This window comes from Gammaproteobacteria bacterium, from assembly GCA_016199745.1.
Taxonomy (GTDB): Bacteria; Pseudomonadota; Gammaproteobacteria; order Acidiferrobacterales; family Sulfurifustaceae; genus JACQFZ01.
The window spans coordinates 50149-73500 of the sequence record JACQFZ010000028.1 but is presented as its reverse complement, the minus strand read 5'-3'; the positions used below and the strand labels follow the sequence as shown (position 1 = coordinate 73500).

Annotated in this window: 25 protein-coding genes; 9 read left to right on the top strand and 16 right to left on the bottom strand. The window is 58.8% G+C overall.

Going from position 1 to position 23352, the window contains the following annotated elements; genetic code table 11:
* Nucleotides 1-98: 98 nt before the first annotated feature.
* Nucleotides 99-1043, bottom strand: a complete 945-nt coding sequence (gene prmB / locus HY308_07865) for a 50S ribosomal protein L3 N(5)-glutamine methyltransferase (protein ID MBI3898199.1) — start codon at nucleotides 1041-1043, stop codon at nucleotides 99-101.
* A gap of 86 nt (nucleotides 1044-1129) precedes the next feature.
* Here prmB and HY308_07860 point away from each other — a divergent pair, with 86 nt between their 5' ends.
* Nucleotides 1130-2350 (top strand): MFS transporter, encoded by a 1221-nt coding sequence (locus HY308_07860; GenBank protein MBI3898198.1) that lies wholly within the window; start codon nucleotides 1130-1132, stop codon nucleotides 2348-2350.
* A gap of 56 nt (nucleotides 2351-2406) precedes the next feature.
* Here the strand turns inward: HY308_07860 and HY308_07855 are convergent, their stop codons facing one another.
* The 5 genes from HY308_07855 to trxA all read right to left on the bottom strand — a co-directional run bounded on the left by HY308_07855 (nucleotide 2407) and on the right by trxA (nucleotide 5862).
* Nucleotides 2407-2652 carry a hypothetical protein gene (locus HY308_07855; GenBank protein ID MBI3898197.1) on the bottom strand — a complete coding sequence of 82 codons (246 nt, stop codon included), beginning with the start codon at nucleotides 2650-2652 and terminating at the stop codon, nucleotides 2407-2409.
* Entirely contained in the window at nucleotides 2649-3284 is a 636-nt protein-coding gene (locus tag HY308_07850) for a thermonuclease family protein (GenBank protein ID MBI3898196.1), read from the bottom strand. The genes HY308_07855 and HY308_07850 overlap by 4 nt, the downstream gene beginning before the upstream one ends.
* Nucleotides 3285-3412: 128 nt before the next feature.
* On the bottom strand, nucleotides 3413-3619 hold the full coding sequence (rpmE, locus tag HY308_07845; protein ID MBI3898195.1) for a 50S ribosomal protein L31: 207 nt from the start codon (nucleotides 3617-3619) through the stop codon (nucleotides 3413-3415).
* A gap of 476 nt (nucleotides 3620-4095) precedes the next feature.
* Nucleotides 4096-5352 (bottom strand): transcription termination factor Rho, encoded by a 1257-nt coding sequence (gene rho, locus HY308_07840; GenBank protein ID MBI3898194.1) that lies wholly within the window; start codon nucleotides 5350-5352, stop codon nucleotides 4096-4098.
* Nucleotides 5353-5535: 183 nt separating this feature from the next.
* Nucleotides 5536-5862: a thioredoxin TrxA gene (gene trxA, locus HY308_07835; GenBank protein MBI3898193.1), complete on the bottom strand. Its 327-nt coding sequence runs from the start codon at nucleotides 5860-5862 to the stop codon at nucleotides 5536-5538.
* A 217-nt stretch (nucleotides 5863-6079) separates the two neighbouring features.
* Between trxA and rhlB the strand changes: the two genes are divergently transcribed.
* The 7 genes from rhlB (at nucleotide 6080) to HY308_07800 (ending at nucleotide 12745) form a co-directional block, all read left to right on the top strand.
* Entirely contained in the window at nucleotides 6080-7552 is a 1473-nt protein-coding gene (gene rhlB, locus HY308_07830; protein ID MBI3898192.1) for an ATP-dependent RNA helicase RhlB, read from the top strand.
* Nucleotides 7553-7622: 70 nt separating this feature from the next.
* A complete protein-coding gene (locus tag HY308_07825) occupies nucleotides 7623-8177 on the top strand; it encodes a cupin domain-containing protein (protein ID MBI3898191.1) in 555 nt (184 codons plus the stop codon).
* 69 nt (nucleotides 8178-8246) lie between these two features.
* A complete protein-coding gene (mtnB, locus tag HY308_07820) occupies nucleotides 8247-8873 on the top strand; it encodes a methylthioribulose 1-phosphate dehydratase (GenBank protein ID MBI3898190.1) in 627 nt (208 codons plus the stop codon).
* A gap of 155 nt (nucleotides 8874-9028) precedes the next feature.
* Complete coding sequence (locus tag HY308_07815; GenBank protein MBI3898189.1) at nucleotides 9029-10390, top strand: nodulation protein NfeD; 1362 nt, start codon at nucleotides 9029-9031, stop codon at nucleotides 10388-10390.
* 1 nt (nucleotide 10391) lies between these two features.
* Entirely contained in the window at nucleotides 10392-11147 is a 756-nt protein-coding gene (locus tag HY308_07810) for a slipin family protein (GenBank protein MBI3898188.1), read from the top strand.
* A 291-nt stretch (nucleotides 11148-11438) separates the two neighbouring features.
* Nucleotides 11439-12293: a hypothetical protein gene (locus HY308_07805; protein ID MBI3898187.1), complete on the top strand. Its 855-nt coding sequence runs from the start codon at nucleotides 11439-11441 to the stop codon at nucleotides 12291-12293.
* Between the two features lie 2 nt (nucleotides 12294-12295).
* Nucleotides 12296-12745, top strand: a complete 450-nt coding sequence (locus HY308_07800; GenBank protein ID MBI3898186.1) for a hypothetical protein — start codon at nucleotides 12296-12298, stop codon at nucleotides 12743-12745.
* Nucleotides 12746-12970: 225 nt separating this feature from the next.
* On the opposite strand, the gene HY308_07795 is transcribed toward HY308_07800, so the two are convergent.
* Entirely contained in the window at nucleotides 12971-13318 is a 348-nt protein-coding gene (locus HY308_07795; protein MBI3898185.1) for an acyl-CoA thioesterase, read from the bottom strand.
* 204 nt (nucleotides 13319-13522) lie between these two features.
* Between HY308_07795 and HY308_07790 the strand changes: the two genes are divergently transcribed.
* Nucleotides 13523-14791, top strand: coding sequence for a response regulator (locus HY308_07790; protein MBI3898184.1), 1269 nt, complete (start codon nucleotides 13523-13525; stop codon nucleotides 14789-14791).
* Here HY308_07790 and hemF read toward each other — a convergent pair.
* The 9 genes from hemF to prmA all read right to left on the bottom strand — a co-directional run bounded on the left by hemF (nucleotide 14788) and on the right by prmA (nucleotide 23182).
* Nucleotides 14788-15705: an oxygen-dependent coproporphyrinogen oxidase gene (gene hemF / locus HY308_07785; protein MBI3898183.1), complete on the bottom strand. Its 918-nt coding sequence runs from the start codon at nucleotides 15703-15705 to the stop codon at nucleotides 14788-14790. The genes HY308_07790 and hemF overlap by 4 nt on opposite strands.
* Nucleotides 15702-16247 carry a Sua5/YciO/YrdC/YwlC family protein gene (locus tag HY308_07780; protein MBI3898182.1) on the bottom strand — a complete coding sequence of 182 codons (546 nt, stop codon included), beginning with the start codon at nucleotides 16245-16247 and terminating at the stop codon, nucleotides 15702-15704. The genes hemF and HY308_07780 overlap by 4 nt, the downstream gene beginning before the upstream one ends.
* A gap of 82 nt (nucleotides 16248-16329) precedes the next feature.
* The gene (purE, locus tag HY308_07775; protein ID MBI3898181.1) at nucleotides 16330-16842 is read right to left on the bottom strand and encodes a 5-(carboxyamino)imidazole ribonucleotide mutase; all 513 of its coding nucleotides are present in this window, start codon (nucleotides 16840-16842) and stop codon (nucleotides 16330-16332) included.
* 264 nt (nucleotides 16843-17106) lie between these two features.
* Complete coding sequence (gene purD / locus HY308_07770; GenBank protein ID MBI3898180.1) at nucleotides 17107-18399, bottom strand: phosphoribosylamine--glycine ligase; 1293 nt, start codon at nucleotides 18397-18399, stop codon at nucleotides 17107-17109.
* Between the two features lie 91 nt (nucleotides 18400-18490).
* Nucleotides 18491-20062, bottom strand: coding sequence for a bifunctional phosphoribosylaminoimidazolecarboxamide formyltransferase/IMP cyclohydrolase (gene purH / locus HY308_07765; GenBank protein MBI3898179.1), 1572 nt, complete (start codon nucleotides 20060-20062; stop codon nucleotides 18491-18493).
* A gap of 77 nt (nucleotides 20063-20139) precedes the next feature.
* On the bottom strand, nucleotides 20140-20379 hold the full coding sequence (gene fis, locus HY308_07760; protein ID MBI3898178.1) for a DNA-binding transcriptional regulator Fis: 240 nt from the start codon (nucleotides 20377-20379) through the stop codon (nucleotides 20140-20142).
* A complete protein-coding gene (gene dusB, locus HY308_07755) occupies nucleotides 20376-21371 on the bottom strand; it encodes a tRNA dihydrouridine synthase DusB (protein ID MBI3898177.1) in 996 nt (331 codons plus the stop codon). Before dusB ends, fis begins: the two co-directional genes overlap by 4 nt.
* 108 nt (nucleotides 21372-21479) lie before the next feature.
* Nucleotides 21480-22274 carry a DUF3426 domain-containing protein gene (locus HY308_07750; GenBank protein ID MBI3898176.1) on the bottom strand — a complete coding sequence of 265 codons (795 nt, stop codon included), beginning with the start codon at nucleotides 22272-22274 and terminating at the stop codon, nucleotides 21480-21482.
* A 26-nt stretch (nucleotides 22275-22300) separates the two neighbouring features.
* On the bottom strand, nucleotides 22301-23182 hold the full coding sequence (prmA, locus tag HY308_07745) for a 50S ribosomal protein L11 methyltransferase (protein ID MBI3898175.1): 882 nt from the start codon (nucleotides 23180-23182) through the stop codon (nucleotides 22301-22303).
* Nucleotides 23183-23352: the final 170 nt, after the last annotated feature.

Here is a 23352-nt window from a genome sequence, read left to right as displayed (position 1 = left end):
CGGATCCCGGTGCGCGCTTTGCATCCTGGCCCGAGCGAGAGAACCGCTCAACAAACAGGCCGAATAGATACGTGCAATTTCAACCTCGGGGTAAGCGGTTAATCTTCTTCTTGCAAATCGGGTGGAGTCCATAGATACATGAAGGATTTTTGAAACTGTACGAGTTGCTCGGCGGTCAACAAAAATACGCTCTCATCGCCGCCGCTGGTCGTGAGCCACAAGAAAGGAACCTCAGGGAACGCCGCTTGCAGCGCCTCGTGTGAATTACCGACTTCGGCGATCAAGATGCCGTCCGGTTCTAGGTGGGCCGCGGCACCGCCAAGAATGTTGACGATGTCGTCGAGCCCTTGGGTGCCGGAGGCGAGCGCGAGCTCGGGCTCGTGCTGATACTCATCGGGCAACGTGTCCATCTCCGCCAGCGCTACATACGGCGGATTCGTCACGATCACATCGTAGCGTTCGTGCGTTAGTGCCGAGAATAAATCGGAACGTAGCAAGCGCACGCGTTCGCGCAACCCATGCTGCTCGACGTTGATGCGCGCGACCGCGAGAGCATCTTCGGAAATATCAGCGGCGTCGACCCGCGCATTGGTAAAAGCGTAAGCGCAGGCGATCGCCATGCAGCCGCTGCCGGTACACAGATCGAGCACACGCCGCACGCGCGCCGTGTCGATCCACGGGGCGAATTGCTCTTGTATAAATTCACCGGTAAGCGAGCGCGGCACGATCACGCGTTCATCGACGTAGAACTTCAAGCCGGCGAACCAGGCTTCGTGCAACAGATACGCCGCCGGCTTGCGCGTATGGATGCGCTGCGCAACCAGCGCACGCACGGCGTTTTGTTGGTCGGCGTTGACGGCGTGATCCAGGTTCGGCTCGATGTCGTCCGGCGCCAGCTTGAGCGCGCCGCCGACCAGCCACGCGGCTTCGTCCAACGCGTTGTCGGTGCCGTGGCCGAAATAAACGCCGGCGGCATCCATCTCGGCTTCGGCCCACAGAATCCAATCGCGGACGGTTTGCGGTGTTGTGTAAGGTTCGGTCATGAGCGCAGGCGATGATACAGTGAGGCGCTTCACGGGAGAATCGTAAGAATGTCTGTTGTTACCAACCTATTATCGACGGTTTTTATATGAGTGCTATCGCCACATCGGCCCCGCGCCGCGAGTTGGAAGTCATCGCCCTTGTCGGCTTTGGTCACGGGGTTTCGCATTTCTTCCATTTCATGATCCCGCCGCTGTTTCCCTGGCTCATGCGCGATTTCGGGCTGAGTTTCACCCAAGTGGGCGTGACGACCGCGGTGTTCTTCGTCGTTTCCGGTGTCGGTCAAGCGGCCGCCGGCTTCGTTGTCGATCATTGGGGCGCGCGGCGGATTTTGCTGGCCGGCATCGCCCTGTTCGCGGTTGCGGCGCTGATGCTCGGAATGGCGCCAAGTTATCCGGCGTTGTTGCTTGCCGCCGCCGTTGCCGGTATCGGCAATTGCGTGTTTCATCCGGCCGATTTCACGCTGCTCAATCGTAATGTGTCGTCGGCACGCTTGGGGCATGCCTTCTCGGTCCACGGTCTCGCCGGCAACCTCGGCTGGGCGCTCGGCCCGGCGTTCATGACCGCGCTGACGATGGCATTCGATTGGCGCACGGCGGCGTTTGCCGCCGCGGCGTTGGCATTGCTCGCTTGGGGTGCGATCTTCGTACGTCGCGAAACGATGACAGAAACGCGCATGGCCGTCCCAGCGACGGCGGCGGTGCCGTCTTCAACTTTTACCTTTCTGCGTTCCGGCGCCGTATGGATGTGCTTCTTGTTCTTTTTCTTGGTGACGATGACCTTCGGTGCGTTACAAAACTTTGCGCCGCCGGTGCTGCATCATATATATGGGTTATCGCTGGCGACCGGTGCATCCGCCTTGACCACGTTTCTCTTAGGCGGCGCCGCCGGAATAGTGGTCGGCGGCTTTATGGTGTCGCATAGCGAAGCGCACGATCGCCGCATCGCCTGGATGTTAGTTACGGCGGCGGTGTTCATGACGTTGTTGGCGAGTGGCGCGATTCCCGCTTGGGGCGTATTGCCGCTGATGGCGGCCGCCGGTTTTTGCAGTGGCATCGTCGGCCCATCGCGCGACATGTTGGTGCGGCGGGCGGCGACCGCGCGTTTTGGGCAGCGCGCCTTCGGTCGTGTCTACGGGTTCGTCTATTCTGGTCTCGATCTCGGCCTATCGTTGGCGCCGTTAATTTTCGGGCCGATGATGGATGCCGGGCGTTTTGCCGGGGTGTTGATCGGCGTGGCGTTGATGCAAGGATTAGCGATGTTCACGGCGTTGCGCGTCGGCCGCGGCGCCGCTACTGAATCAGCTTGAGACTCTCGCCGGCCGGCTCACCGTTCGGATACTTATTGTTACGGTGAAGCGATAGATCAGTTCCGGCCGATGACTCTTGGCAGCGCGCTTGCACCGACGTGCTGCACGTACGCTTGCAACTTGGCATCGTCGTATACACCGAACTGCTTGCGGATCTGCGGATCGCTTTGGCGGCCGAGTTCGATTTCCTGCGACTCGGTCAGCATCACAAAATTTTTGCCGCCAGTGACGGGATTGGTGGCGCAAGCGGTGAGCGTAACCAGGCCCAGCAGAGTCAGGCAACGAACGAGACGAGGGATCACGGCGGTATTTCCAGCATGCTGTTGTGCGTAATGCGCAACCGCTGCTTGCCCTTATAACTCGCCACCCACCCACGTGCCACTACGTGCTTCCCCGCAAGCGCCCGCGGGTTTATCCCGTCGGTACCGTTCGGTATTACCAAGCAAATCCGCGACGACAGCCACAGCTCGACGAATTTGCGATGTTGTTTGATTTCACTGACGGTACCGCTGAGACGCATAAACCCCGTGCGGTTGGGCGCTAATCGCTCGGCAGGAATGGGTTGGTATTCCGGCACGTGCCAAATGCCAATACCGCGATGACGGGCGTCGGTTTCGGCCGCTCGATAAGCCGTGATGTGGGCCACGTTCGGTGCAATGGCGACGAACCAGGCAAGGCCTTCTTTGAGCAACAGGGTTTCGAGGTCGCGGCCGTCGGCCAATACGGTATATGCCAGCGTGCGGCCGTAACGGTCGGTGCGCTCCGCGTCATAAATAAGCCGTACCGTTTGCCCGCGTGTCAACGCCGCTGTGCGATTGCGTGCCGCTACCGCCAGTGGGTCATTCGGCACGCCGTCTTTACCGAACTCGGGGGTGTTGATACCGATCAGTCGCACTTGACGGCCATCGGTAAGCAGCAGACTGTCGCCGTCCAATGGTCGCAGTACTTTTACCGTCTCGTCGGCATGGACGGCGGCGAGAGGCGCAAGGAGAAGGAGAAAGACAAAAACGAAAAGGGCGCTCCAAGACGGGAGCGCCCTCGCGGAAAAGCGTGCGGCCAAACTTACTTCTTGGCAGCGTACTTCTGGCGGAACTTCTCGACCCGACCTTCGGTGTCGACCATCTTCTGCTTGCCAGTGTAGAACGGATGGCACACGGCACAGACTTCGACTTGCAGATCGTGTCCGAGCGTCGAGCGCGTCTGGAACTTATTGCCGCAAGTGCAGCTGACGGTGATCTCTTTGTATTCGGGATGAATGCCGGCCTTCATGATACCAACCTCTGCAGACGGTGACCGCCGCCCACGGGCGGTCGTTTAGGGCCGCGTAGTCTAGGGCAAAAGCGCCTGCGGGGGCAAGCTGCCCCCGCCTGGCGGCCTATTTCTACTGAGCCAGCCCCGTTACTAGGGTGAAAAGGTCTTCCCGGTAGCGCTTAAGCAGCGATTTTTGCGGTCCAAAGCGGTAGGTCAGCGTTAGCTGAAGAAGGTCATAACCGGCCCGAGATAAGCCGATGCGTTCAGGCTGATATTCGTAAATTGAACGCTGAGGTGATCATCATGCTGTTGCGATCTTAAAGTCGCAGTTAATAGGGTGTTTTAAGGCGGCGCAGTTTCGGCCAACAGCGCCTGAGTCGGTAAGGAGGCCGATTGGGCAGGAAGTCGGAGAGGGGAACAGATAATACCGGGACCCTATTCCGGCCTGATGGCCGGAATAGGGTCGACAGAGAGCAGCGGTAAGATGGGCGCCGTTAGCGCTTCATCGAATCAAAGAATTCGCCGTTGTTCTTAGTGGCACGGAGCTTTTCGAGCAAGAACTCGGAGGCTTCGAGCTCATCCATTTGGTGCAACAGCTTGCGCAGGATCCAAATCTTCTGCAGCTCGTCCGGCGGCAACAGCAACTCTTCGCGGCGCGTGCCGGAGCGGTTGATGTTGATCGACGGGTAGGTGCGTTTCTCCGAGAGGCGGCGGTCAAGATGGATTTCCATGTTGCCGGTACCTTTGAATTCTTCGTAGATCACATCGTCCATCTTCGAGCCGGTGTCGATCAAGGCGGTGGCGATGATCGTCAACGAACCCCCTTCTTCGATGTTACGCGCGGCACCGAAAAAGCGCTTCGGGCGTTGTAGGGCGTTGGCGTCGACACCACCGGTGAGTACCTTACCGGAGGCTGGGACCACGGTGTTGTAAGCGCGCGCTAAACGCGTGATCGAGTCGAGCAAAATCACGACGTCTTTCTTGTGTTCGACCAAGCGCTTGGCCTTTTCGATCACCATTTCCGCGACCTGCACATGCCGCGAGGCTGGCTCGTCGAACGTCGAGGCGATGACTTCGCCGCGCACCGAGCGCTGCATTTCCGTCACTTCTTCCGGGCGCTCGTCGATCAGCAACACCATCATGATGCAATCGGGGCAATTGGCGACGATCGAGTGGGCGATGTTCTGCAGCATCACCGTCTTACCGGCCTTCGGCGGCGATACGATTAGGCCGCGCTGGCCCTTGCCGATCGGCGCGACCAGGTCGATGACGCGCGAGGTCAGATTTTCGCTGGAGGAGTTGTCGCGCTCGAGCTTCATCCGTTCTTCCGGATGCAGCGGCGTCAAGTTCTCGAACAGGACCTTGTTCTTGGCCTCTTCGGGCGACTGGTAATTAATTTCTTCGACCTTGAGCAGCGCGAAGTAGCGCTCGGACTCTTTGGGCGGCCGAATGTTGCCCTTAACCGTGTCACCGGTGCGCAGATTGAACCGACGGATCTGCGACGGCGAGACATAGATATCGTCGGGGCCGGCGAGATACGAGCTGTCGCCGGAGCGCAGGAAGCCGAAGCCGTCCTGGAGTATTTCGACCACGCCTTCGCCGATGATGTCCTCGCCCTTTTTCGATTGGGCCTTGAGGATCGCGAAGATCAGATCTTGTTTGCGTAACCGACTACCGCCTTCGAGATCGAGGGCGCTTGCCATCTCGGCGAGTTCGGTTGCGGGTTTCTTTTTGAGTTCAGACAGGTTCATCAGATTTGGGGTCATCGGAGAATTTCGCTTTCAGGCACACGGTCCTGAAGTTACCGCCCGGAGTCGGGGGGTTGAAAGGAACAGGGTTTGACCGAAAAGGGAGTAGGAATTGTTTAGGAAAGCTTCAAAACAAACATAACACCAGATTCGGACCTCGTCCAGTAACAGCGTGTGCCGCGCGCATCAGAGGTTGCCATCGAGAAAGGCGGACAGTTGGGTTTTCGAGACCGCACCGACCTTCGTTGCTTCGACGCTACCACCCTTGAACAGCATGAGCGTCGGGATGCCGCGGATACCGTACTTCGGCGGCGTCGCCGGGTTTTCGTCGATGTTTAGCTTGGCGACCTTGATGCGACCGGCATAGTCCTTGGCGATTTCTTCGAGCACCGGCGCGATCATTTTGCAGGGTCCGCACCACTCAGCCCAATAATCCACAAGCACCGGGCCGGTGCTTTTTAGGACCTCTTGCTCAAAACTGTCGTCGGTCACGTTGATAATGCCTGTGCTCATGGAATCTCCGTCAAAAACGGCCCTTGGAAGTTAGGACCGCGACAATGGGGGTTGGTTTGTTGGTATTGGAAGTTACGTTGATATTTGAGCGAAATAGTTTGGTTAATGCAAGACGTCTACTGCCTGGCAATATATACCGTCCGCCGATCGTAAGTAATGAATCCCCACATATATCTATTATTGCGCCAGCGCTATTGCTATCCTGTCGCTGCGCGGTATGAACGAACACCTCTCTGATCAGCCATTTAGCGGTCTGAACCTTCCCGAGGCCCTACAGCAGGGCATCCGTCAGGCTGGCTTTGAATTCTGTACGCCTATCCAAGCGAAGGCGTTACCTATTGCCTTGTCCGGTGCCGATGTTGCCGGGCAAGCGCAAACCGGCACCGGCAAAACCGCGGCGTTCTTGTTGGCAATGTTTAACCATCTGCTGATACATCCGCCGGCACCGGAACGCACCGCGACGCAGCCACGCGCCATTATTCTGGCGCCGACGCGCGAGCTCGCCGTACAAATTCATAAAGATGCCGAAGTATTGAGCGCAAGCACGGGCCACAAGTTGGTGCTGGTATTCGGTGGCACCGGCTACGATACGCAGCGCCGCGATCTCGAAACCGGCGTTGACGTGCTAATTGGTACGCCCGGCCGCATCATCGATTACTTCAAGCAGCACGTGTTCGACCTGAAGGCGATTCAGGTCATGGTACTCGACGAAGCCGACCGCATGTTCGACCTCGGTTTTATCAAAGACATCCGCTTTTTGTTGCGCAAGATGCCGGAGCCGACTCAGCGCCTGAGCATGTTGTTTTCGGCGACGCTGTCGCACCGCGTCATGGAGCTCGCCTACGAGCACATGAACAACCCGCAGTTCGTAAAGATCGACGCTGACAAACGTACCGCCGAACGCGTCGAGCAGTTGCTGTACCACACCGCCATCGAAGAAAAGATCGCGCTGCTGGTCGGTCTGTTGCGCCACACCGATCCGGTACGAAGTCTCGTATTCGTCAATACCAAAGACATGGCGGAGCGCCTGTCTGGTTGGCTGCAGGCCAATAGTTTTAGCGCCGCCGTGCTGTCAGGTGACGTGCCGCAGAAAATGCGGTTGCGCCTGCTCGGCGACTTCAGCGAAGGGCGCTTGCCGATCCTGATTGCTACCGACGTCGCTGCGCGCGGGTTACACATCCCTGACGTGTCGCACGTTTTTAATTTCGACCTGCCGCACAATGCGGAAGATTACGTGCACCGCATCGGCCGCACGGCGCGTGCCGGTAAGAGCGGCGACGCCGTCAGCTTTGCTTGCGAGCGTTATGTGTTTGCGTTGCCGGAGATTGAGTCGTACATCGGCAATAAGATTCCGGTCGGTAAAATTGAGCCCGGTTTCTTGCCAACGTTGACACCGCCGACCGCGCGTCCAGCGTCGAGCGAACGTCCCGATCGTCCGAGCCGTGGACGTGATCGCAATGGTGGACGTGACCGCAATGATCGTAGCGGTCGGCGCGATCGACCGCCGCGCGAGCAACGCGAACGCCGGCCGGCGCCAGTGCAAAATTCCGTTGCCAGCACCCCGGTGCCGGTGGCACCGATACCGGTACCGCAGCAGATCCCGGACGCACCGTTATCCCCTAGCAAAACGCGCACTTCCGGACGACGTCCGGGACGGCGATCAGGATTCGACGTTCCCGCAGTAGGCTAGTCCGCCGAGTTGGGGTAATGTCGCGATGACATTTGACTCACTGGCACTGTTCCCACCGAAGGAGACCACCATGGCCCGTATTATTGCCGCTGACGGCACCGAGACCACCGATTTTCCAGCCATCCGCGCCCGCTTAGCGCGCCTTGGCATTGCCCTGAGCGCCTGGCCGGCGCCGACGACGGCGCGTGCTAAAGAATTGCTCGACAAGCAGACACTGAACGATGCCGAGAAAGAAGAGCTGCTTGCCTCGGTACAAAACCGTTTCGAAGAGTTGCAGCGCGAGAAGGGCTACAAGACGCGCGACATGATCGTGATCCACGAGAATATTCCGGGTCTCGGCGACATGCTCGCCAAGTTCGACAAGATCCACTACCACACCGATGATGAAGTGCGTTACATCCTCGCCGGCAGCGGTTATTTCGGTTTCGTCGAGGCGAGTGGCGATCAATTCCTGCTCGAAGTTTCCGCTGGCGACTACATCAATGTGCCGGCCAACACTGAACATTGGTTCGAGATGAAAGACAGCAAGCGTATCAAAGCGGTGCGTTACTTCATCGATACCAGCGGTTGGACGCCGGTGTACACCGAGCGCAAGCGCGGATTCGCCGAAGTAGCGACGGCGTAACGGTCGACCACACGAAGACGGCGCGATCATGTCGCGCCGTCGCCCGCCTTAAGATTTTCCTGAGCACAAATGGCCTCATCATTTGACGAATTGTCGCCGCGTGCGGCGTTGGTAGAAATCGGTCGCGACTTTCATACGCGCGGTTGGATGGCGGGTACCGCCGGCAACTTATCGGCACGCGCCGACGAGGAACACTTCTGGATCACCGCCAGCGGTTTGCCGAAAGGTCGGCTCGATGAATCCGATTTCATTCTTGCGCGCATCGCTGATGGCAGCGTCGTTGAACGCACGCAACCCCACCAAAAGCCATCGGCCGAAACATCGATTCACGCAGCGATATATCGACGTTGTGCCGATGCGCGTGGTTGTTTGCATGGGCACAGCGTCGCCGCTTGTCTCGCGACGGCGCGCGTCAAAACCGGTGCCAAAGCCTTACGATTGCCGGCGTTGGAGATGATCAAAGGTTTCGACGTTTGGCAGGCGCGCCCACGGGTCGATCTGACGTTGTTCGAAAACCATCTCGACGTCGCCCGGATCGCGCGCGATATCGATAGCCGTTTCAAGCGCGGCGCGCCGTCAATCAGTGCGCTGCTAGTCCGCGAGCACGGGCCGACGGTGTGGGGCCGTGGTCTGCAAGAAGCGTATAACCGTTTTGAAATCCTCGATTTTTTGCTGAACTATTTGGCACGCCGATAAAGCGCACGCGCCCGAATCGGAATTCCTTTTTGCACAATAAAGAAGAGGCGAAGACGCCGTGGTGATGCGTTGCAGCTGCGGCTTTGTCTGGTATCGTGGTCCGCGTGCACCAATGCTCCATCCCTGGATCGAATTCACGTAATGCTCGGTTAGCGCTGTGGGTGCTACTGGCGTTGTCGCCATTGTTTGCTCTCAGCCAAACACCGAGCACGTCGGCGACCCCCGGTACTGCCACTGCCAAAGTATGGGTACTGCACATTAACGGCGCCATTGGTCCGGCGACCGCTGATTACGTTCACCGCGGACTTACTCACGCTAAAGAGGCGAACGCGGCTCTCATTATCCTGCGTATCGATACGCCCGGCGGTCTCGATACGGCAATGCGCGACATCATCAAGGACATCATCGCCTCGCCGATTCCGGTCGCGAGCTTCGTCGCACCGTCAGGCGCGCGCGCTGCCAGTGCCGGCACGTATATTTTTTACGCGAGCCACATCGCCGCTATGGCGCCGGCAACCAACCTCGGCGCCGCCACGCCGGTGCGTCTCGGCGGCGAACAACCGCCGAAGACCGATGACAAGTCCGGCGGTAAAGATGACCGTGCCCCGGCATCGGCCAACGACGATGCTATGAGCCATAAAGTGTTGAACGATGCGATCGCTTACATCCGTGGGCTCGCGCAAATGCGCGGTCGTAACGTCGAATGGGCCGAGCAGGCGGTACGCGACGCGGCATCGTTACCGGCGAGCGAGGCGCTGCGTCTCAAGGTGGCCGATTTGATCGCGACCGATGTCGCCGACCTGCTGAAAAAGGTCGACGGTCGTGTGGTCGATATCGGCGGCAAAAAAATTCGGTTGGCGCTAACCGGCGCCGAGTTGCAAACATTCGAGCCGGATTGGCGCAATAAATTTCTTTCGGTCATCACTGACCCCAACGTCGCTTACATCCTGATGATGCTGGGTATCTACGGTTTGTTTTTCGAGCTGTGGAATCCCGGTTTCGTTTTGCCCGGCGTGATCGGCGGCATTTGTTTGCTGCTGGCGCTGTACGCCTTCAACGTGTTGCCGATCAACTACGCCGGTCTCGGTCTAATTATGCTCGGCATCGCTTTCATGGTCGCTGAGGTATTCATGCCGAGCTTCGGTGCGCTCGGTATCGGCGGTGTCATCGCTTTCGTCGTTGGTTCGGTGATCCTGCTCGACCGCGGTGTCGAAGGTTACGACATCGCCTGGCAGCTGATCGCCGCTGCCGCCGTACTGAGCACGGCGATGTTCGTCAGCATTGTCACGTTGGCGTTGCGCGCCAGTCGGCGCGCGGTAGTGTCCGGCCGCGAACAGATGATCGATTTAATCGGCGAAGCGCTTGAGGCATTCGTCGAACGGGGCCGCGTACGTGTGCGTGGCGAAGAGTGGCAGGCGCTTACATCAGCGCCGGTAACGAACGGACAGCGGATACGGGTCGTCGGTATCGACGGTCTAACGTTGAGAGTTGAGCCGGAACAAACGGAGGGTCGTTGATATGGTAATTACGACGTGGGGATTTGTGGTCGCGCTGTTGGCGCTCATTGTGATATCGGCGATTCGCGTGTTTCGTGAATACGAGCGCGGCGTTGTGTTTATGCTTGGGCGCTTTTGGAAGGTAAAGGGCCCAGGGCTGGTGTTGATCATCCCGGGCGTGCAGCAGGTGGTGAAGGTCGATTTGCGCACCATCGTCATGGACGTGCCACCGCAAGACGTCATCTCGCGTGACAACGTGTCGGTGAAGGTGAGCGCGGTGCTGTACTTTCGCGTGATCGAACCGCAGCGCGCCATCATTCAGGTCGAAGACTACTACGCTGCCACCAGTCAATTGGCGCAGACGACGCTGCGCTCGGTGTTAGGCAAGCACGAGCTCGACGAAATGCTGGCCGAGCGCGATAAGCTCAACACCGATATTCAACGCATTCTCGATTCGGCGACCGACGCCTGGGGTATCAAAGTCACGAGCGTCGAGATAAAGCACGTCGACATCGATCCCACCATGGTGCGGGCGATTGCGCAGCAGGCGGAGGCCGAGCGTGCCCGCCGGTCGAAAGTCATTCACGCCGAAGGTGAGCTGCAAGCGGCGGAGAAACTGGTTCTGGCTGCCGAGCAGATCAGCCGTAGTCCGCAGGCGCTGCAGCTGCGTTATTTACAGACGTTGGCGGGCATCGCTAACGAACGCACGTCGACCATCGTATTTCCGTTGCCGATGGACTTCATTACGCCGTTTATGGAGTCGTTGAAGAAGGGTTAGGATCTCCTCCTGTTTCTAGGGGTTCCACACCGATTTGCGAGAAGAAGATTCATGTCTGCTCTGAAGGGAGAATTGCGCCTATCTATCAGCCTGTGCGTTGAGCGGTTATCTTGTCCGGGCAGTGATGTAATGCGCGCACCGGGATCCGTTACTGAGCTGATCGATCGTTTGTGAGAGTTGTACCGCCCGAGTGAGGCGCCCGGCAAATTAAATCGTACTTAAAGTGTCTACCAAATACGGCATAGTTCCAGGCAAGATATCCGCCTCACATAACAACAAAGGGATTTTGCTATGTCTTCCGCAGAGGCCACCGCCAAGGTTGCCAAACCAGAGAAAGTTAGGGTCTTCCGAATTACTGACATTCCCGACGTAATGGATAAGAGGTTAGGTTGGCCGGTTGCTGCCAAAGTCATGCGACGGTGGTTTGCGAATTCCGTGTACGAGATGCCCCAGAGTGTCAAAGAAGGGAAAACCGATCCGCGAACGATGTCGGCTTTCCATATCGATGAGCAAATCGTGACGATGAAGTGGGCACTAGGGTTTTCGCGCGTGAACAAGGCTTATCAGCAACTTTTTAACGGTTGGAAAACGCCAGCGGGGCTAAACCGGCTACGGGAGCTTATCGTTCCGGTAAATCCAACTAATACTTCGCCCTGGCGCTTTGGAGACCTTTCTCAACCCGGCAAAGTGCTAGACAAAACCTGCCAAGTCAATCGAATCGAAGTAGGTAGCCTCTCCGACCCACTCGACGACTTTTACGGTGCAATGGGCAAAGCGGTTCTAAAGCTGGCGGTCACCGGCATAGTTACGCCACTCAAGCCCAGACGCAATCGCATCGCCATAGACGCGGTCGGTGTGTACCTGCGAGACACTTACGACTTCAACGATGACGCGACTGATCTTATATCGCAGCCTCTTGGCTATTGGGGCTTTCAAGGTGTTGCCCGTGGTGTACAGCTGCGGTGGGATATTGAGATAGAAGAGAAGTACGCCAACAAGGAAGACGAGCCGGCAGAGCGGCTATACGCCGTGCAGAACGACGATTTTCGAAGCTATCAAGATAAATACGGTCGAGGTGGGGACTTCGTTATCTACTCCGACGTCCATCGTGAGCGGTTGCTCCAGCCGCTGGTGTTGGAGGTGTAGTCATGGAAGACCTTGTCACCGTGTTAAGAATTATTGCTAAGCACAAAGGGAAGCTTTTGACATTGGGTCTCGTCGTTGGCGTTGTGTTGTTTCTCTACGGCGGCGACAACCTTAAATACGCAGGCTGCAGTCCGGATGATACCTACCGCCTTGAGTATTACGACGCACGCCGCTATCAGCGCTTGTTAAATTCGGAGATGGAAGCGCCAAGCTTCGCCCGCTTGTATCGGAATTTCGATAATAAGTATTTTGGTGAGAGTAACGTTTCTGACTTCTTTGGCGGAAACGCCGACACCATCTGGAATATGGCTAATACCGGAAACGTAATGGTCGGCCAGGGCATTCTTTTTGAAAATATTCCGCCCGTGACGCAAGATGGCGTGGTGTTGCCAATTCCCGGAACCGCTAGCAGCAAACCGACAGTCGAAGGTTCCGTAGGTCTTACTCAGTAGTTAGTTCGCAGCGCCCGCTCAACCGCGGCTCTACGCAGCAAGCGTATAAGAAAAATATTCGGACAGTCTCAGAAATTGGTAACGCGCGTTGGGTAAGGGGGTGGGGTCCGTTGCATTAGGAGAGGACAAGAGCGAAGGGGTCTTAACCATACTGTAAATATCCCTCCTCATTCTTCCCTTGCGGGAAAAGAACCCTGCTTACGATAGGACCATCAAGCATAAAAGCTAACTTGTCGGCACCGACCGCTTTTTGCCCTGCGCATCGAGCGCGACGTAGGTCAGCGTCGCATCGGTCACCAGCACAGATTCGTCATGGTTTTTATCGCGCCAACCGCGTTGCGCATACACGCGCACGCCTATCGTCAACGAGGTGTTGCCGACGTGCTCGACTTTAGCGTAAAAGCTAACGACGTCGCTGACATATACCGGCTTCTTGAATTGAAAAGCGTTGACGGCAACGGTGGCGACGCGGCCCTTGGACCGGCGTTGGGCGGCGATGGCGCCGGCGACATCGACCCATGACATAATCCAGCCGCCGAAAATATCGCCGGCGGAATTGGTATCCTTCGGCATTGGCACGATACGTAATGTCGGTTCGATGTCTTGTGGCAACTGATTCTCGTCCACGTGATTTCCTTTTAGAATTTTAGAAGTTACGAATACCGTTCATTGTAGCGATTGCCTGCGCTGGTCAGAAGGACGCACGCGGGCTGGGCGCGGCGGTGCCGCTTGCCCTAAGATACGCGCGGAGTTCCGCGCCAAATAAAGGGAGGGGCGATGGCAAAAACTGCTTTGGTCGTCGACGATTCGCGCACTGCGCAAGTTGGCTTGAGTCGCTTGCTTAAAGCGCGCGGTCTGGTCGTCGAAACGGCCGAGTCCGGTCCGGAAGCGATCGATTATTTACGCGTCAATTTGCCGCCAGGTGTGATCTTTCTCGATCACATGATGCCGGGGATGGATGGTTTCGAGGCGCTATCCGAGCTCAAGGCGAATGAGCGCACCGCCAAGATTCCGGTCGTCATGTACACCTCGAAGGAAGGCGAGAGCTACGGCGACGAGGCGCGCGTGCGCGGCGCCATTGGCGTGTTGCCCAAGCCGCCGGAGCCGGCCGAGCTCGATCGTATTCTGGCGGCGCTCCGTTTACAGGCGATACCGACCGTCGCCGAATCGGTGCGGGTCGTGGCGCCGGCAACTTTTATTACCTCAGCACCGGCGTCTGCGCCGGCCGCTGCCGTGTTGCCACCGTCGGTTCCGGTAGCCTCGACACCGCCGCCTTTCATTGCCGCGCCCCCGGCCAATGTCGATATTGATACCCCACCGATATCGCAATCGCCGCGGTCTTGGAGTTATGTCGCCCTGTGCGTGTTGTTGGCGGCGCTGGCATGGTGGTCCTACGATCGGTCGCGCCAGGCTGAGCAGTCTTACGAGCGCACACTCGCCGATAACGCGCGTTTGAAGAACGCGCTGGCGCGCTTGGATGAGCAAACCAAAGTACTGCCGCTGGCAACACCATCGTCGACGTCGCGTCCAGAGATCAGTCGCGCCTATCTCGATCTGTTGTCGTGGGCGCTGAACCAGTCCGGCAGTTACGATTACGCCGAGATCCCGTTCAGCGACGAGCGCTTAAATCGGTTGCGCGACTTATTGGCCCATCTAGCCGCCGCCGGTTTCCGCGGTACCGTGCGCCTCGAGGCGCACGTCGGTCGATTCTGTTTAGCGCGCGATGAATCCGGCATGCACGTACTGCCGCCGCGCGCTGCGCCGTTGTCGGTCTGCGAGACCATGTCATACCCGCCGGGCGAAGCGGTCGCGCTCGGTCGGCGCCAGTCGGAGGCGTTCTCGCGTTTTCTTAGCGAGCGGGCGATGACACGTGTGCTACCGGAAGTGATGCTCGTGTCGTACGGCACGAGCCGGCCGTTGCTGGAATATCCGGATCCGCTGCGGGTGTCGACGGCGGGCGATTGGAACGATATTGCCCGGCTGAATCAGCGCGTGGAAGTCGTATTGGCGCCGGCGCCCACCAGCGCGGCCAATTCGCCGCGCTAACGCAGCCAGTCGCGTGGTTTGAGAAAGACCTCGTACAGCTCGGCTTCCGGTGTGCCGGCAGCCGGCTGCCAGTTGTAACGCCAGCGAGTCAGTGGCGGCAGCGACATCAAGATGGACTCGGTGCGCCCGCCGGATTGCAGGCCGAACAAGGTGCCGCGGTCGTACACCAGATTGAATTCGACGTAGCGGCCACGGCGATACAGCTGGAAATCGCGTTCGCGCTCGCCGTACGGCGTCTGCTTCCGTTGCTGTACCAGCGGTAGATAGGCCGGCAAGTAGTGATCGCCGACGCTGCGCAGGAAATCGAACGAACCCGCGAAGTCATCCTGACTGAAATCGTCGAAGAACAATCCACCGATGCCGCGCGGTTCTTGGCGGTGTTTTAAATAAAAATAATCGTCGCACCATTTTTTAAAACGCGCGTAGTAGTCGGCGCCGAACGGATCGCACGCGCTCTTGGCCGTGCGGTGCCAATGAAGACAATCTTCTTCGAAACCGTAATACGGCGTGAGATCGAAGCCACCGCCGAACCACCATACCGGATCGGCACCGGGCTTCTCGGCTAAAAAGAAGCGCACGTTGCAGTGCGACGTCGGCACATACGGATTGCGCGGATGAATGACGAGTGAAACGCCGAGTGCCTGGAACGAACGGCCGGCGAGCTCCGGACGATGCGCCGAGGCTGACGCCGGCAAGCCGTTACCGTACACGTGCGAGAAACCGACGCCGGCCTGTTCGAACACGTTGCCGTCGGCGAGCACGCGCGTACGGCCACCGCCGCCAGCCGGTCGTTGCCATGCGTCCTCGGCAAACTGTGCGTTATCGTCTTCGCGTTCCAACGCGGCGCAGATGGTGTCTTGTAATCCGAGCAAATAATTTTTGACGGCGTCGATGTCGATGTTGGCCATGGTTATCCTGCTCGTATGACAGCGCCGGTCGCGGCATCGCCTATCGGTGTCGGCGCATTCAGCTCGCCGACCTGCCCCGGTAACACGTAGTCGAGGTCGCCGCCTAAACGGTGCAACACATCGCGATAAGTTCGCGCCGGTTGTTCACCGGCGCGGTTGGCGCTGGTCGATACGATCGCCATGCCGGCGGCACGGCAGAGCGCTGCGGCTTGCACGTGCGCGGTCACGCGCACGGCGATGCGCGGATGGCGGCCGGTGATCCAGCGCGGCGCCCGCGCGCTCGGTTCTACCAGCCAGGTATACGGTCCGGGCCAGCTAGCAGCGATTTGCGGCGGAATGTGTGTCACGAACGGCATGAGTTGCTCGACATCAGCGGCGAGCAATATTACGCCCTTGCGTGCGGCGCGTTCTTTGATTTGGAGCAAACGTTTTACGGCCGACGGATTGCGCGGATCGCAACCGAGGCCGAAGCAGTATTCGGTGGCGTAAGCGATGATCCCACCGTTTTTGATGAGGCGTGCCGCCCGCTGAATGTGAGGATGGTGCACGAGTTTTCTATTGCCGTTTCCTGTTCCCTACCCTGCGCAGCGGGGGCGGGCTAGGGTGGGGGCGGTTAGTATGGCAGTAGGGTCAAGCGCGCGTATTAAAACGCTCGCGTACCGCTTTGTCCTTAGCGGCGATCTCAGCGGCGTTCGCTTTGCGCTCATCGAGCAGCTTTTGCGCCAGCGCGCTATCGGTGGTCGCCATGATCTGCGCGGCTAGATAGGCAGCGTTCTTAGCACCGGCCTTGCCGATAGCAACGCACGCGACCGGAATGCCGCCGGGCATTTGCACGGTCGACAACAACGCGTCCTGACCTTTGAGCGGCCCCGATTCGATCGGCACGCCGATCACCGGTTTCACCGTCAGCGCTGCGACCGTGCCGGCGAGATGCGCCGCCATGCCCGCGGCGGCGATGAAGGCGGTGCAACCACGCTTGTCCGCATCTTTCACGAACGCGTGGGTTGCGTCCGGTGTGCGATGTGCCGACAGCACGCGCACTTCGCGGTCGATGCCGAGCTTGTCGAGTATTTCGATGGCGGACTGCATGGTGTCGAGATCGGAATCCGAACCCATGAGGATAGCGACGAAGGGTTTGGTCATGATGTTGTGTGTTCCTAAAAATTAAATGATCGATTAAGAGGTCGGTGGCCAATGGCTCTTACTTAAGGAGGTTGCGATTGTAGGATGGGCGTAGCCCATCAAGATATGACAACGATGGGTTGTGCCCATCCTACATGGCTTATTCAGGACTTCCTTAAGTTAAGTGCCATTCGGGTCGGTGGCTAAGGAGGCCCCAACTAATAAGCGCAGGTTCGTCATTCCCGCCTGCGCGAAAGTGACCACAACGACGGCTGATCGGGGTGCCTACGCTTTTTTGGCTTTTTCGCGCGTGATCGCGCGGTAACCGATATCAGTGCGGTAATGCATGTGAGTCCAGCGAATGCGGCGCACGGCGTCGTATGCGCGTTGTTGTGCGGCGCCGACTGTATCGCCGAGGGCGGTGACACACAACACTCGGCCGCCGTTAGTGACGATCAGCCCGTTTTTATAAATGGTACCGGCGTGAAAAACCTTGCAGTCGGCGGTGTCGGGCGGCAGATCGCCGACCGGTTCGCCCTTGGGATAATTGCCCGGATAACCTGCAGCGGTCATGACCACACCGAGCGCCGGCCGTGGGTCCCACTGCGCCTGGACGCGATCGAGCCGGCCGTCGACGGCGGCCTCGACCAACTCGACCAGATCCGAGCGCAACCGCATCAAAATGGGCTGGGTTTCGGGGTCGCCTAAACGGCAGTTGAATTCGATCACTTTGGGCGTATCGTCGCTGCCGATCATCAGTCCGGCGTAGAGGAAACCGGTGTAAGCGCGTCCTTCCGCCGCCATGCCGCGCACGGTCGGTTCGATGATGTCACGCATGATGCGCGCGTGAATCTCGGGCGTTACCACCGGTGCCGGCGAGTACGCGCCCATGCCGCCGGTGTTCGGGCCTTCGTCGTTGTCGTTGGCACGTTTGTGATCTTGCGAGGTAGCGAGCGGCAGGATGTGCTGGCCATCGACCATGACCATGAAGCTGGCCTCTTCGCCCGCCAGAAATTCCTCGATGACGACGCGTGCGCCGGCGTCGCCGAAGGCATTGGCTTCGAGCATATCCTTTACGGCGCCGATCGCCTCGGCCTCGGTCTGGGCCACCACCACACCCTTGCCGGCGGCTAAACCGTCCGCCTTGATTACGATCGGCGCACCCATCTTTTTGACGTAAGCAATGGCAGCGCTGCTGTCGGTGAAGGTTTGGTAAGCGGCGGTTGGAATGCGATGGCGGGCGAGGAAGTCTTTGCTGAAGGCTTTGGAGCCTTCGAGCTGGGCGGCGGCTTGGGTCGGGCCGAAGACGCGTAAACCATCGGCCCGGAAGCGATCGACGATGCCGGCTACCAGCGGCGCCTCGGGGCCGACGATGGTGAATGCGACTTCGCGTTCGTGGGCGAAGCGGGCGAGCGCGTCGATATCATCGGCGTTGATTCGCAGATGTTCGCAGCCGGGTTCCAACGCCGAGCCGGCATTGCCGGGGGCGATATAAACGTGATCGACCTTGGGCGATTGCGCTAGTTTCCACGCCAGCGCGTGTTCGCGGCCGCCGCTACCGATGACAAGGATTTGCATAACTAATTATTAGCAAAACGAAAGCCGCTAGGGATCGCTTTCATAATAGGCCAAGTTCTTGCCATCCGACCAGGCCTAATGCGTCACTTTTTTAGTGTCGGAAGTGGCGCATGCCGGTGAAAATCATAGCGATTTTATGCTCGTTGGCGGCGGCGATAATTTCTTCATCGCGTAGCGAGCCGCCAGGCTGAATCACCGCGGTAATACCGGCTTCCGCCGCTTGATCCAGTCCATCGCGAAACGGGAAAAATGCATCCGAGGCCATTACGCTGCCGCGAACGTCGAGGCCGGCGTCGTGCGCTTTGATCGAGGCGATGCGGCTGCTGTAGACCCGGCTCATTTGGCCGGCGCCGACGCCGATCGTGCGGTTGTCTTTGCCATAGACGATGGCGTTGGATTTGACGAATTTGACGACTTTCCAGGCGAACCGCAAATCGCCCATTTCCGCTTCGGTCGGTTGCCGGCGGGTGACTACCTTGAGGTCGCCGGGCTTGAGCGAGGCGTGATCGAAATCTTGAACAAGGATGCCGCCTTGTACCCGTTTGATGTCCCAGCCGGCGGTCGTTTTCGGCGACGCTTCGCCGCATTCCAGTACACGCACATTGGCCTTGTCGGCCAACGCTGTCAGCGCCGCCGGGTCGATCGTCGGCGCGATAATCACTTCGACGAACTGGCGCGCGAGGATCTCTTTGGCCGTGGCGGCGTCGAGCGCGCGGTTGAAGGCGATGATGCCGCCAAACGCCGATGTCGGATCGGTGACGTAGGCACGGTCGTAAGCATCGTACAGATTGGCCGCGACGGCGACGCCGCACGGGTTGGCATGCTTCACGATCACGCAGGCCGGCGCGTCGAATGATTTGACGCATTCGAGCGCGGCGTCGGCGTCGGCGATGTTGTTGTACGACAGTTCTTTGCCTTGCAACTGACGCGCCGCCGCAATCGATCCCGCTGGCGGTTGACGCTCGATGTAAAACGCCGCCCGCTGATGCGGATTCTCGCCGTAACGTAAATCTAGCGCGTGATCCCATTGCACATTGAACGTACGCGGAAAGTCACGGCGCGCACCGTCAGCGCTGAGGGTACCGAGATAATTGGCAATGGCGCCGTCGTAGCGCGCCGTGTGCTCGAACGCTTTTACCGCTAACCGAAAGCGCGTCGCGTCGCCGACTTGACCGCTGTTCGTGCGTAACTCATCGAGCACCAAGCGATAATCGTGATGATCGACGACAACGGTAATTGCGGCATGATTCTTCGCTGCCGCGCGCAACAGCGTCGGTCCGCCGATGTCGATATTTTCGATCGCATCTTCGAACGCGCAATTCGGTTGCGCCACGGTTTGCTCGAACGGATAAAGATTGACCACGACCAGATCGATCGTCGGAATGTCATGCGAGCGTAGCGCTTGCATGTGGGCCTCGTCGTCGCGCCGCGCGAGCACGCCGCCGTGAATGCGCGGATGCAGCGTCTTCACCCGACCGTCGAGCATTTCCGGAAAACCGGTGTGCTCCGATACTTCGACAACTCGAATGCCGCTGGTCGCGAGCAAGCGGGCGGTGCCGCCGGTGGAAATAATTTCAATGCCGCGTGCCGCCAGCGCGCGCGCGAAATCGGCAACGCCGCTTTTATCCGACACGCTAATGAGGGCGCGTTTGATGATCGTCATATTGTCTGTAGCTTTTAATGGAATGTGCATCGACGTTATAGCCGAGGCACGGCGGCGCAGGAAGCGCCAATTTACGATTAATTAAGCTTGTAGAGCTTAAGCTTCTTACGCAAGGTGTTGCGATTGATGCCGAGCAGCTCGGCGGCGCGACATTGGTTGCTCTTGACGTGACGCATGACCGCCTCGAGCAGCGGCCGCTCGACTTCAGCCATGACCATGTCGTAAACGCCGGTGGTTTTCTCACCGTCTAAGTCGTGAAAATACCGTTCGAGAGAATTCTTAACGTGGGTCGACAGCAGGATTTTCTTTTCTTTCATGCGGCGAGCTCGGTGGCGATCGGACCGTGCAATTGCCGATCGAAAAATTCGCGGATCAATGCCAGTTGTTCGTCGATGGTCTCGACGCGATTCACGCGATTGCGAAACGCGGCGCCACCGATCAGTCCTTTGCTGTACCAAGAAATATGTTTGCGCGCCATGCGCACGCCGGTGTAGTCGCCGTAAAACGCGTACAGATTGGCCAGATGATCGAGCAGCGTGTCGCGCACTTCGGTCACCGGCGGTGATGGCAGCTGCTCGCCGGTCTGTAAATAGTGCCAAATTTCCCGGAAAATCCACGGGTTTCCCTGGGCCGCGCGGCCGATCATGACGCCATCGGCACCGGTTTGTTTCAGCACCGCCGCGGCTTTTTCCGGTGTGGTGATATCGCCGTTAGCGATCACTGGAATTTTGATCGCCGCTTTGATGGCGGCGATGGTTTCGTATTCGGCGTCGCCTTGGTAAAGATCGGCGCGCGTGCGCCCGTGCACGGCGAGCGATTGAATGCCGCAGTCTTCGGCGATGCGCGCGATCGTCACGCCGTTCTTGTGCGCGCGATCCCAGCCGGTGCGGATTTTTAATGTCACCGGTACATCGACGCTTTTTACCACCGCCGTGAGAATGTGCGCGACCAATGCTTCGTGCTGTAGCAGCGCCGAGCCGGCCATCACGTTGCAAACTTTCTTGGCCGGGCAACCCATGTTGATGTCGATGATCTGCGCTCCGCGGTCGACGTTCAGCTTCGCCGCTTCGGCCATCATCGCCGGTTCGGCGCCGGCGATTTGTACCGTGCGCGGTTCGTCCTCACCGGCGTGATCGGCGCGACGACGCGTCTTGTCGCTACCCCAGAGCAGCGAATTGGACGAAACCATCTCCGACGCGGCCATGCCGGCGCCAAGACGTTTGCACAATTGTCGGAACGGCCGATCGGTAACACCGGCCATAGGCGCGACAAAGAGATGATTCCTTAACGTGTAAGGTCCGATTCTCATGTCGGATCTTTGCTAGCCAGTGCGGGCGGGGGCGGAATCATAACCAGAAATAATCTGCGGGTGGAAGAGCATGATTGTTGTTTTTTGCCGACGCACACCGGCAGCAGATCAATGGTGGGTGCCTAATCCCGACGGAAACAGTTTGATTTCGTATCCACTTGCCTTGCTATCGGGGTTGCTGACTTCGAGCAACACATGAACGGCGACGTTCGGCGTCAGCGATTGCATGTCCGCTGGTGGTGCGAGGTATTCATTGGGTCCGAAGCTGCGGCGCGCCAATAGCGCACCGTCGCTGCCGGTCAAGCTGACTTCCATTAACGGTAGTGGTTGGACTTTATCGGCGCGATTTACCAGTGACGCACGGATGCGCAAGATGTTGGCGTAACGCGGGTGTGGCGCGATGGTTGTTTGCAGCAATTCGGGGGTGGTCTGTGTTCTCGACGGCATGATTTCGCAGTTCAACCAACTGCAAAATTTCGTCATCGCAAATTTTAATTGCGCTACCTGGGCGATCTCATCGCGGTAGAAATAGACGAACTGTATCGCCAACAGCAGCAGCAGCGCGCCAATAACAGTCGTCCAGAGTGCCGGATGCACCGACCGTTTCGGTCTCGGAAAAAACAGCGACAGCTCGGAGATGATCGGTATCTCCGCCGGTTCCACCGTCGGTTCGATCGCGGTAGATGTGCTGTCGTTGCGGGACTCGGCCGGCGCTATCGCCGGGGGTGGTGCCGGCGGGGTAATTTCCTCGATGCTGCTCGCCGTCGATGGTGCGGCAAACAATCGCAAATCGGCGCGGAACACGGCCGCGCAGCGGCCGCAGCGGACCAATCCATCGCGCGCCTTCAATTGCGCCACGGTGACGCGGAAAGCGGTATGGCACTCGGGGCAGCGGGTGTACATGGTGGCTTGAGTATCGCTAGTACGGCTTACAAGCGCTTAGCGCCGGCGAGCAATGCCCATCCCTCATGCTCGCGTTGCTGCAGGTCGAAGTATTTCGAATAGTGTGCCCCAACTTCCGCTGCTTGTTCCGTCAGTATGCCGCTCAAGGCGAGGCTGCCGCCCGGCCGCGTGTAGTCCGTTAGCGCCGGCGCGAGCTCAATGAGGGCGCCGGCGAGAATATTCGCTAACACCAGATCGGCGGTGCAATCGGTCGGCAGGGCCGATGGCAGCAGGATATGTAACCGATCGGTGACACCGTTGCGTTCGGCGTTTTCGCGCGTGACCGTCAGCGCTTGCTCGTCGATGTCGGCAGCCCAGGCCCCACGGGCGCCGAGCTTCAATGCCGCGATCGCCAGGATGCCCGAGCCACAGCCGTAATCGAGCACGATCTTGTCGCGCAGATCCTGTTCCGCCAGCCACCGCAGGCAGAATGCCGTCGTCGGGTGCGTACCGGTGCCGAAGGCCATGCCGGGGTCGAGAATGATGTTGACCGCCTCCGGTTCCGGCGGCTCGCACCAACTCGGGCAGATCCACAGGCGGCCGCCCATGGATAGGGGTTTGTACTGCGCCTTCCAGGCGTGTGCCCAATTTTGATCGTCGACCCGCTCGACCGAGAACGCCGGCAGGTGGTCGAGCGCCAGATACCGCGCCAACGTCTGTCGTATTCCATCAAGGTCGGCGTCTTCCGCGTACAGCGCCGTCACCTGCACTTTCGACCACAATGGCGTCTGTTGCCACTGAGTTTCGATCACGATCTCGCCGGCGGCATCTTGCAGGGTAACGGAAATAGCGCCGCATTCTTCCAGCGCTTCGGTGGCCGTCTCCGTCTGTTCGGCGGTGACGGGAAGTGTCAGTTGTATCCAGGGCATAGTGCGTATCTTATCGTACCTGCTTACTTACCGAGGGCCCGTGATCGTATCGCGAGTTTGAGCCGAGTTGCTGTCCGGTGCGCGTCTCCGCTCCCCCAAGGGCAGGGGAAGTGGGTTCGTTGAGGCGGTGATTAGGTTGGCGCGGCAAGCGCTGATGCGTTCTACTATTA

Bases quoted from the DNA above. Each gene is read 5' to 3' on its own strand.
- prmB (MBI3898199.1), bottom strand. From the start codon at position 1,043: ATGACCGAACCTTACACAACACCGCAAACCGTCCGCGATTGGATTCTG.
- HY308_07860 (MBI3898198.1), top strand. From the start codon at position 1,130: ATGAGTGCTATCGCCACATCGGCCCCGCGCCGCGAGTTGGAAGTCATC.
- rpmE (MBI3898195.1), bottom strand. From the start codon at position 3,619: ATGAAGGCCGGCATTCATCCCGAATACAAAGAGATCACCGTCAGCTGC.
- rho (MBI3898194.1), bottom strand. From the start codon at position 5,352: ATGAACCTGTCTGAACTCAAAAAGAAACCCGCAACCGAACTCGCCGAG.
- trxA (MBI3898193.1), bottom strand. From the start codon at position 5,862: ATGAGCACAGGCATTATCAACGTGACCGACGACAGTTTTGAGCAAGAG.
- rhlB (MBI3898192.1), top strand. From the start codon at position 6,080: ATGAACGAACACCTCTCTGATCAGCCATTTAGCGGTCTGAACCTTCCC.
- HY308_07825 (MBI3898191.1), top strand. From the start codon at position 7,623: ATGGCCCGTATTATTGCCGCTGACGGCACCGAGACCACCGATTTTCCA.
- mtnB (MBI3898190.1), top strand. From the start codon at position 8,247: ATGGCCTCATCATTTGACGAATTGTCGCCGCGTGCGGCGTTGGTAGAA.
- HY308_07810 (MBI3898188.1), top strand. From the start codon at position 10,392: ATGGTAATTACGACGTGGGGATTTGTGGTCGCGCTGTTGGCGCTCATT.
- HY308_07805 (MBI3898187.1), top strand. From the start codon at position 11,439: ATGTCTTCCGCAGAGGCCACCGCCAAGGTTGCCAAACCAGAGAAAGTT.
- HY308_07800 (MBI3898186.1), top strand. From the start codon at position 12,296: ATGGAAGACCTTGTCACCGTGTTAAGAATTATTGCTAAGCACAAAGGG.
- HY308_07795 (MBI3898185.1), bottom strand. From the start codon at position 13,318: ATGCCGAAGGATACCAATTCCGCCGGCGATATTTTCGGCGGCTGGATT.
- HY308_07790 (MBI3898184.1), top strand. From the start codon at position 13,523: ATGGCAAAAACTGCTTTGGTCGTCGACGATTCGCGCACTGCGCAAGTT.
- purE (MBI3898181.1), bottom strand. From the start codon at position 16,842: ATGACCAAACCCTTCGTCGCTATCCTCATGGGTTCGGATTCCGATCTC.
- purD (MBI3898180.1), bottom strand. From the start codon at position 18,399: ATGCAAATCCTTGTCATCGGTAGCGGCGGCCGCGAACACGCGCTGGCG.
- purH (MBI3898179.1), bottom strand. From the start codon at position 20,062: ATGACGATCATCAAACGCGCCCTCATTAGCGTGTCGGATAAAAGCGGC.
- fis (MBI3898178.1), bottom strand. From the start codon at position 20,379: ATGAAAGAAAAGAAAATCCTGCTGTCGACCCACGTTAAGAATTCTCTC.
- dusB (MBI3898177.1), bottom strand. From the start codon at position 21,371: ATGAGAATCGGACCTTACACGTTAAGGAATCATCTCTTTGTCGCGCCT.
- HY308_07750 (MBI3898176.1), bottom strand. From the start codon at position 22,274: ATGTACACCCGCTGCCCCGAGTGCCATACCGCTTTCCGCGTCACCGTG.
- prmA (MBI3898175.1), bottom strand. From the start codon at position 23,182: ATGCCCTGGATACAACTGACACTTCCCGTCACCGCCGAACAGACGGAG.